The following is a 9,348-nucleotide window of genomic DNA, read 5'->3' as shown; positions in this document are numbered from 1 at the left end:
AGATGTGTATAAGAGACAGGCAAAAAACCTCCATATGGAGGTTTTTTAGCTGTCTCAGAATAGTTTTTAAAAACTATTCTGAGACAGCCCCTTAGATTCTACTCATCTAGCTCTTCCCATTTATTTCCTCTATCCTCTTGACCACCTTCTATCAATTCTATAAATTCATTCACAAGTTCAGGGTCATACTTAACCCCTGCACCTTCTTCTAATGTTTTAATTGCTCTTTCTTTAGAAACCGCTTTTCTATAAGGTCTACCATTAACCATTACATCATAAGCATCAATAATCCTCAAAATCCTAGATAATAATGGTATCTCCTTTCCCTTTAATCCTATAGGATATCCACTACCATCCCAATTCTCATGGTGATAAAGAATAAGTTCAGAGATTGGATTTAAAATCTTAAAGTTTTTAGCTATATTATAACCAGCCTCAATATGCTTGTCTAGCTCTTCTAAATCTCCTTTATTTAACTCTCCTCTCTTATGCAAGACTCCCGATGAAACTGTTAATCTACCTATGTCATGAAATTCTGCTAATAAAAATAATTTATTGATTAAATTATCGGACAAGCCTAGCTTATTTGCAAATTTAAGGGAGAGTTCTCTAACTCTAACTAAATGTTCCTCTTCCTCATATCCATTATTTAGAAATCTCTCTATCAAAGAAGCTAAGATAGGATTGTTAATATTGTTCTTTTCTTCTGATTTCTGCTTATACATTCTATTCTCTGCCTCATTAAACACATCTTCAACTTTATCTTGAAGAGTATATTTAGTAGCAGCCCCCAAAGCAATATTTGGAGAGAAAGGTGCTAAATCATATTCCAAACAATTACTCTTAATTCTGTCAATAATTATTTGAGCCTCTTTTACATCAGTATTGGGAAGAAGAGCACAAAACTCATCTCCTCCCCAACGAATAACCACATCTTGACCTCTAATAGAATCCTTTAAGATCCTAGCTGATGTTTTTAAAAGCCTGTCCCCTGCTTCATGACCAAAGACATCATTGGCCAGTTTTAAGCCATTTAAATCAGCGACCATTATACTTAGAGGTAAATTTTCTTCTCTATCTAACTTAGGCAAGATATATTCATAATACCTTCTATTATATAACCCAGTTAAAGAATCATAATAGGTCATACTCCTAATCTTCTCTTCTGTCATCTTATGAGCAGTAATATCAGAAGCCGAACAGATAAGATAATCTATTTGCCCTAAATTATTCAATCTTGGAGTTCTAGTTACAGCTAAAATTCTATCTTGACCATCTTTATCTTTATATATCTCTTCTGTATAAATCTCTATCTTTTCTCTAAATACTCTCCTATTATACTTAATAGATCTTTCTGCTTCTTCTTTAGTATAGATATTATAGACATTCTGATCTTCTATCTCATCTTTACTCTTATTTATAAATTCTGCATGGGCTTTATTTACTAAACCATAAGTATCTTCATTCTTAAAGGTCCAAACATGTATATTTATATCTTCTAGCAGAACATTCTGTCCTCTTAATTTTTTAACCAAATCTTCTTTATCTTCTAAAGTATCTTTATAAACCCCATAAAGTTTGAACAAAAAGAAAAACAATACTAAATTAATTATAAACAACAAATTCATTATAATATTTAATAATACTTCATTCTCTAAATAAAACCGATATATGTCACCTATTACTCCACTTATATTATTCGAAATTAGCAGTTCTTCGCCAAATACAGCTTCTCCAGAAAAAAAAGAGTAGCTTAATATTATACATAAAAGAACAACTACAATCTCTTTTATATTTCTGCTCATAGGTCACCTCATTTTGTAGTGAAAATACTTTTATTTTATTATGTTATATACTATTATACCATATATCATCTATAAACCCTATATTAATACTGCTTATTAATTATTAATAATAACAACCTCCTATTAAATTGTCAACAACCCCAATAAATGTATATGTATATTAAATTAAAAACAGCCTACTAATGTAGACTGTTTTTCCTTCTAATAACTCTTCTTTTTTAATACAAAACATTAGAATATTATACCTGCTTTAAATATCCTTCAATAAATTCATCTAAGTCTCCATCCATCACATCACTAGTCCTACCTGTTTCTACACTAGTTCGGTGATCTTTGACCATCTGATAAGGATGGAAGACATAAGAACGAATCTGACTACCCCAGGCAATCTCCTTATGCTCACCACGAATCTCATCTAGCTTTTCAGCTTCTTTCTCTTGCATATATTCAAATAACTTGGCTTTCAAAATCTTCATAGCACTCTCTTTATTCTTATGTTGAGAACGCTCATTCTGACATTGAGCTACAATTCCTGTAGGAATATGAGTAATTCTTACAGCAGAATCAGTCGTATTAACATGCTGTCCCCCTGCACCACTAGCACGATATGTATCAATTTTTAAATCACCGGGATCAATTTCAATCTCAATTTCATCGTCAATCTCAGGCATAATATCTACTGAGGCAAAAGAAGTATGCCTTCTTCCTGAAGCATCAAAGGGAGATATTCTGACTAGACGGTGAACCCCTTTTTCAGACTTTAAATATCCATAGGCATAAGGACCTGTTATTTGTAAAGTTACACTCTTAATCCCAGCTTCATCACCAGCCATAAACTCTAAAGTCTGTACTTTATAACCATGCTGTTCTGCCCAGCGAGTATACATTCTTAATAGCATCTCAGCCCAATCTTGAGATTCAGTTCCTCCAGCCCCAGGGTTAATAGATAGTAAAGCATTACTCTCATCGTATTCACCAGATAATAGGGTTTTTAACTCTAATTTTTCTAAATCTTTCTCTAATTTTAGAGTTCTCTTTTGAACTTCTTCAATTACACCTTTATCATTTTCTTCTACTGCCAACTCCAATAATAATATCAGTTCTTCACTCTCATTGTTGAGTTGATCAAAATCACTTACTTTTCCTTTAACACCACTCAACCTCTGGGCAACTTTTTGGGCATTATCACTATCATTCCAAAAATTAGGATCAGCCATTTCAGTCTCCAATTCATTTTTTTTAGTAACTAAAGCATTATAGTCAAAGAGACTCCCTCAAATCTGCTAATTTTTCTGTAATAACTTCTAATCTAGAGTTTAATTCATTCTCCAACATCAAACCACTCCCTTTGTATATAGTTTGAGTGTCAGTGTGAGTGTGAGCAGTAAGAACAATAATTAGTAAAAACTTCTTACTCAATACTCTTCACTCGTCACTTGTCACTGCTTTATTTATTTATACAACACTTCTTATACTTCTTACCACTTCCACAAGGACAAGGATCATTTCTACCTGGCTCCTCACTTTTAACAATCGGTTTTAACTTAACCTCATCTTCTTGTTGACCTTGACCTTGAACTGATGGACGTACAGTATCATAAGCTGTCATTAAAGGCCCATGACCATAATCAAAGCTTCTATCATCCTCTACACTATCACTTCTTACCACTTCGATAGCAAATAAATATTTAATAATATCTTCTCTAATCCAAGAACTCATCTGTTTAAACATCTCAAAGCTTTCAAATTTATATTCAACTAAAGGATCTCGCTGTCCATAAGCTCTAAGACCAATTCCTTGGCGTAAGTCATCAATTGCATGAAGATGATCCATCCATTTTTGATCGATAATCTTAAGCATAACTACTTTTTCTAGTTCTTTCATGCCATCATTACCTAGCTCTGCTCTTCTTGCTTGATAAGCAGTAGTAAACTTATCTAATAACTTATCTTTAATCTCTTCTCTGCTTAACCTTAGCAATTTATCTGCAGATAAATCTAAACCTTTTAATTGATTAGCTAAATAATTGATTAGCCCCTCTAAATCCCATTCATCAGGGTGTACTTTATCATTTATATAAATATCTAAAATCTCATCTAACCATTGCTCCGCCATTCCAAAGATTATTTCTTCTAAATCCTTTCCTTCTAAGACCTTACGTCGCTGATTATAGATAACCTGTCTCTGTTTATTTAATACATCATCATACTCTAAGATACTTTTTCTGATTTCAAAGTTACGAGACTCTACCCTATTTTGAGCATTGGCAATAGATTTAGTAATCAAATTATGCTCGATAGGTTGGTCATCCTCTAGTCCTAAAGTATTCATCACCCCTGCAATTTTGTCAGAACCAAATAATCTCATCAAGTCATCTTCTAATGATACATAGAAGCGAGAAGAACCTGGATCTCCCTGTCTTCCTGAACGACCTCTTAACTGATTATCAATCCGCCTACTCTCATGACGTTCTGTACCAACTACATGAAGTCCTCCTAAATTATCAACTCCATCACCTAAAACAATATCAGTACCACGACCAGCCATATTGGTAGCAATAGTAATAGCACCCCGTTGACCTGCTCTTTTTACAATCTCAGCCTCTCGTTCATGGTATTTGGCATTTAATACTTCATGGGGAACATGGGCTTGCTTTAATCTTCTGCTGAGTTCTTCAGATTTCTCAATTGAGACAGTACCAACCAATACAGGCTGATCTTTCTTATATCTCTCTTTAATATCTGCTACTACAGCATTGAATTTAGCATCTTCAGTCTTATAGATTACATCAGGCAAATCCTCTCGAGCTACTGGTTCATTTGTTGGAATAACCACTACTTCCAAATCATAAATCTCTTCAAATTCAGTCTCTTCCGTAGCGGCAGTACCTGTCATACCTGCTAATTTATCATACATTCTAAAGTAATTCTGGAAAGTAATACTAGCAAGGGTTTGACTCTCCTTTTGAATATCTACTCCTTCTTTAGCTTCAATCGCTTGATGAAGACCTTCACTATAACGGCGTCCAGACATCAAACGTCCAGTAAATTCATCAACAATATGTACTTCTCCATCTTTAACGATATAGTCTTTATCCCTCTTCATTAACTCTTTAGCTCTTAGAGCTTGATTGATATGGTGTAAATAATCCATATACTGATTATCATATAAGTTATCTATACCTAAAACACCTTCTACCTTATCATTTCCCTTATCAGTCAAGGTAATTGAGCTAGCCTTCTCATCTACTGTATAATGCTCTTCAATAGTTAACTTCTTAGCTATCTCAGCAAATTTATAATATAAGGCTGGAGATTGCTGTGTAGGTCCAGAGATAATCAATGGAGTACGAGCTTCATCAATTAAGATACTATCAACCTCATCGACAATACAATAGTGTAGCTCTCTTTGAACTAAATGTTCATCATTAATAGCCATATTATCCCTCAAATAATCAAAACCAAATTGATTATTTGTTCCATAGGTGATATCAGCTTGATATGCCTGCTTTCGTTCATCATAATCCATATCCTCTAAAACTAGTCCAACTTCCAAACCTAAAAACTCATAAATCTGTCCCATCCATTCGCTATCACGCTCAGCAAGATAATCATTTACAGTAATGGCATGGACACCTTTGCCTGTCAGTGCATTAAGGTAAACCGGTAAGGTAGCTACCAAAGTCTTACCTTCTCCAGTCTTCATTTCAGCAATCTTACCTTGGTGTAAGACAATACCACCAATTAGCTGTACATCATAATGGCGCATACCAGTAGTTCTTTTAGATGCTTCTCTTACTACTGCAAAGGCTTCAGGCAGAAGATCATCTAAGCTTTCCCCTTGTACTAATCTAGCTTTAAACTCATCAGTCTTTTCCTTCAATTCTAAATCTGTTAAAGAGCTAACCTCTGCCTCTAGATTATTAATCTCTTCTACTATAGGCTCTAATTTTCTTAGTTTCTTCTCATTTGGGTCAGTAAATAGCTTCTTTAAAAGTTTAAACATATATATGAATTCACCTCTCTAAATAATTTACACAAATCTTAAAAGTTTATTATAATCATATTTTATCTTATAAATGCATAAATTCAAAATGAAATTTTAGATAAAAAATTAAGATATAGTAACCCAACTTTAGAGTCCCGAATCTATGATTATCAACTCTAAATATACTTATTCTCATTTTAACTATACACCATTAACAATATACTGTCAACTAATTCAGGTTGACTATCTTATTTCATGGTTACTATTGAAGAGATAAAGAAAAAAGGCTAGCTATTAATAGCTAGCCCTTCTTGATTATATACCTTAAAATGTCGGTTCAATTAAACCATAGTTTCCATCATTTCTTTTATAAACCACATTAACCTCTTCTGTCTTAGCATTTGAGAATACAAAGAAATCATGGTGCAATAAATCCATTTGCATAACTGCTTCCTCTATATACATAGGTTTGATAGCAAATTTTTTGGTTTTAACAACCTTACTTTCATTCTCTTCATCATCAGTATCATCTTCTATATTTAAGATATCTTCCTTATTAATTCCTTTTATCTTACGATTAATCTTAGTTTTATATTTGCGGATTTGACCCTCTAACTTTGAAACTACTCCATCTATAGAAGTATACATATCATCTGTCTTATCTTCAGCTCTTAAAATAAGCCCATCTACAAACAGGGTTACCTCTACAATATGTCGCCCTCTCTCAACCTCTAAAGATACTTGAGCTTCTATAACATCATCATACTCAAAATACTTTCTAACTTTACCAATCTTATCTTCAGCATAATCTCTCAAAGAATCTGTTATCTCTATGTTTTTACCTCTAACAATAAATTTCATTACTAGACCAACTCCTTCCAAGATAATCTGGTTAATCTATTTATATAATTCTATCTTTTATTGAGGTATTCCTTCTTTTTATTCTATTTATTTTTAATTTTTAAGAAAAAAATTTAACCCTTCAAAAAATACTAAAGACCCCAGATTAATCTGGGGTCACACATAATGCTCTAATTAACTATGTATAAATTAAAGCTTAACTACATTATCAGCTTGAGGTCCTCTTTCTCCCTCAACAATTTCAAATTCAACAGCTTGACCTTCTTCTAAGCTTTTGAACCCGTCTCCTTGAATTGCAGAGAAGTGTACAAATACGTCATCTCCACCTTCTCTTTCGATAAATCCATAACCTTTTTCATTGTCAAACCATTTTACGTTTCCTTCTAATCTCATTCTTGCATTCCTCCTAAAAAATTGCTAAAAAAATTCTAGTGATTTTATCACTTTCCAGCTAAAACTATAACATAATACACAAAAATTGTCAACAATATAGAGTAAAGATTTAAGATTAAGTTTAAGTTTAAATATCAAACTTCCTTATAGTTTTACTTAAACTCGACCTTAGACCCATACTATATCATTTATAATACCTTAGCTAAAAATTCTTTAGTTCTCTCTTCTTGAGGATTAGTAAATATCTGTTCAGGATCCCCTTCTTCCACTACTATACCGTGGTCCATAAATAATACTCTATCTCCTACCTCCCGAGCAAAGCCCATCTCATGGGTTACAACTACCATAGTCATTCCTTCATTGGCTAAATCCTTCATAACTCCTAATACCTCTCCTACCATCTCTGGGTCTAAAGCAGAGGTAGGTTCATCAAATAACATTACCTTTGGTTGCATTGCTAAAGCCCTAGCAATAGCAATTCTCTGCTTCTGTCCCCCAGATAATTGACTTGGATAAGTAGTAGCTTTATCTTTTAGACCAACCTTCTCTAATAGTTCATAGGCTATCTTTTCTGCTTCTTTTCTACTAATCCCTTTGACCTTAATAGGAGCTAAGGTTATATTATCTAAAACTGTTTTATGAGGAAAGAGATTAAAATGTTGAAATACCATCCCTGTCTCTTGACGAATTGAATCAATATCTGCCTGAGGTGAATTAATCTGTTGCCCTTCAATATAGACTTTTCCTGCTGTAATCTCCTCTAAGAGGTTTAAGCATCTTAAGAAGGTACTCTTTCCAGAGCCACTTGGTCCAATCACAACAACAACTTCTCCTTGCTTTACTTCTTCATCAATCCCCTTTAAAACTTCTAATTCTCCAAAGCTTTTGTGCAAATCTTCTATCTTAATCACTGATGCTTAACCTCCTTTCAGCATAATTAACTAATCTTGTCATAATAAAGGTCATTACAAAATACAATACCGCAACCGCTGCAAAAATTAAGAAAGATTCATAGGTTCTACTAATAATTAATCGCCCTTGTCTAGTTAAATCCTTAACAGCAATTACCGATACTAAAGAGGAATCCTTTAAAAGAGCAATAAATTCATTACCTAAAGGTGGAATCACTCTTTTGATAGCCTGAGGCAAGATTACATATTGCATAGCTTGGGAAGAGCTCATTCCTACTGAGCGAGCTGCTTCCATCTGCCCTTTATCAATAGAGTTAATTCCAGAACGTACTACCTCCCCTACATAAGCACCACTATTCAATCCCAATCCTAAAATAGCAGCTAAATAAGCATTAATATCTATTCCTAGATTTGGTAATCCAAAATATAATAAAAAGAGTTGCACCAATAATGGAGTCCCTCTAAAAAACTCAATATAAGCCTTAGCAATACCATTAAAGGCTTTATTCTGGGACACCCTTGCTAGTCCTAATATTGTACCTAAAATAATACCGATTACTACAGCAAATGTAGTTAATTCTATAGTCATAAAAGCCCCTTTTAGCAAAAAGGGAAGTGACTCTTTTAAAATCTCTATCTTATCAGCTAACAATCAATCACACATCCTTTCTCTTTTATTTTCCCTAATTAATTAAACCATTTGGCATAGATTTTATCTTTTCTAAAAGCAATGCCATAGTACTCTTAGTAATTTTCATCGCAGCAATTACCATATCAAATTTTCCTGTCTTCAAACTGGGAATTAAGCCATCTCTGTAGCAATAGCTTTAGCAATATCAATATCAAATTCTATTATCTCATCATTCTCATCATGATATTCAAAAGGTCTATAAGAAGCTTCTGTTCCAATTAGCAATTTAGCTCTTTTTTGCATCTGATTAAAGGTATTAACCTTCTTATTATTACCACAAGCAACAACTCCTAAAATCAAAGACAAACTTAATAAAGTCAGTAATAATAGCATATTTATTCTCTTCACTTATTTGTTCCTCTTTGTTATTTTCGTTATAATTATACATCAACTAGTTTATTTATGCAATGCTTTATTAAAATTATTATTATAGTCATCCAACTTTAGAATGAAACAACAGAAAGATAGTGTGACACTTTTAGGAATCTGGAATCAGTAGTCAGGAATAAGTTATAAACACTGGTTCCAGATTCCTGATTACCAACATGAAAGTATCGCTATATATATATCTATTAAATTACACTTTAGACTTGGATGTCTATATAAATAAACAACTCTAGAATGAAACAATAGAAAGATAGTGTAACACTTTTTGGAATCTGGAATTAGTAGTCAGGAATCAGTTATAAACACTGGTTC

At 33.1% G+C, this 9,348-nt stretch carries 8 protein-coding genes; all 8 read right to left on the bottom strand.

Going from position 1 to position 9,348, the window contains the following annotated elements:
* Positions 1-98: 98 nt before the first annotated feature.
* The 8 genes from ACTCDL_RS11590 to ACTCDL_RS11555 all read right to left on the bottom strand — a co-directional run bounded on the left by ACTCDL_RS11590 (position 99) and on the right by ACTCDL_RS11555 (position 8,997).
* Positions 99-1,805, bottom strand: coding sequence for an HD-GYP domain-containing protein (locus ACTCDL_RS11590; protein WP_463176680.1), 1,707 nt, complete (start codon positions 1,803-1,805; stop codon positions 99-101).
* Between the two features lie 239 nt (positions 1,806-2,044).
* Positions 2,045-3,140 (bottom strand): peptide chain release factor 2 gene (gene prfB / locus ACTCDL_RS11585; protein ID WP_463176679.1). Its coding sequence is split into 2 segments (ribosomal slippage): positions 2,045-3,067 and positions 3,069-3,140, totalling 1,095 coding nucleotides; the frame shifts between segments, so codons are not numbered across the junction.
* A 112-nt stretch (positions 3,141-3,252) separates the two neighbouring features.
* Complete coding sequence (gene secA, locus ACTCDL_RS11580) at positions 3,253-5,811, bottom strand: preprotein translocase subunit SecA (RefSeq protein ID WP_463176677.1); 2,559 nt, start codon at positions 5,809-5,811, stop codon at positions 3,253-3,255.
* Between the two features lie 306 nt (positions 5,812-6,117).
* Complete coding sequence (gene hpf / locus ACTCDL_RS11575) at positions 6,118-6,654, bottom strand: ribosome hibernation-promoting factor, HPF/YfiA family (protein ID WP_463176675.1); 537 nt, start codon at positions 6,652-6,654, stop codon at positions 6,118-6,120.
* 189 nt (positions 6,655-6,843) lie between these two features.
* Positions 6,844-7,047, bottom strand: coding sequence for a cold-shock protein CspD (cspD, locus tag ACTCDL_RS11570; protein ID WP_463176673.1), 204 nt, complete (start codon positions 7,045-7,047; stop codon positions 6,844-6,846).
* A 188-nt stretch (positions 7,048-7,235) separates the two neighbouring features.
* Positions 7,236-7,958 (bottom strand): amino acid ABC transporter ATP-binding protein, encoded by a 723-nt coding sequence (locus tag ACTCDL_RS11565; protein ID WP_463176671.1) that lies wholly within the window; start codon positions 7,956-7,958, stop codon positions 7,236-7,238.
* Entirely contained in the window at positions 7,951-8,610 is a 660-nt protein-coding gene (ehuC, locus tag ACTCDL_RS11560; protein ID WP_463176669.1) for an ectoine/hydroxyectoine ABC transporter permease subunit EhuC, read from the bottom strand. Before ehuC ends, ACTCDL_RS11565 begins: the two co-directional genes overlap by 8 nt.
* A gap of 150 nt (positions 8,611-8,760) precedes the next feature.
* Positions 8,761-8,997, bottom strand: a complete 237-nt coding sequence (locus tag ACTCDL_RS11555; RefSeq protein ID WP_463176667.1) for a transporter substrate-binding domain-containing protein — start codon at positions 8,995-8,997, stop codon at positions 8,761-8,763.
* Positions 8,998-9,348 lie beyond the last annotated feature (351 nt).

It is taken from the genome of Orenia sp., from assembly GCF_055140805.1.
Note: the sequence above shows the minus strand (reverse complement) of the source record. Positions and strands in the feature narration are given on the sequence as shown.

Bases quoted from the DNA above. Each gene is read 5' to 3' on its own strand.
- hpf (WP_463176675.1), bottom strand. From the start codon at position 6,654: ATGAAATTTATTGTTAGAGGTAAAAACATAGAGATAACAGATTCTTTG.
- cspD (WP_463176673.1), bottom strand. From the start codon at position 7,047: ATGAGATTAGAAGGAAACGTAAAATGGTTTGACAATGAAAAAGGTTAT.
- secA (WP_463176677.1), bottom strand. From the start codon at position 5,811: ATGTTTAAACTTTTAAAGAAGCTATTTACTGACCCAAATGAGAAGAAA.
- ACTCDL_RS11590 (WP_463176680.1), bottom strand. From the start codon at position 1,805: ATGAGCAGAAATATAAAAGAGATTGTAGTTGTTCTTTTATGTATAATA.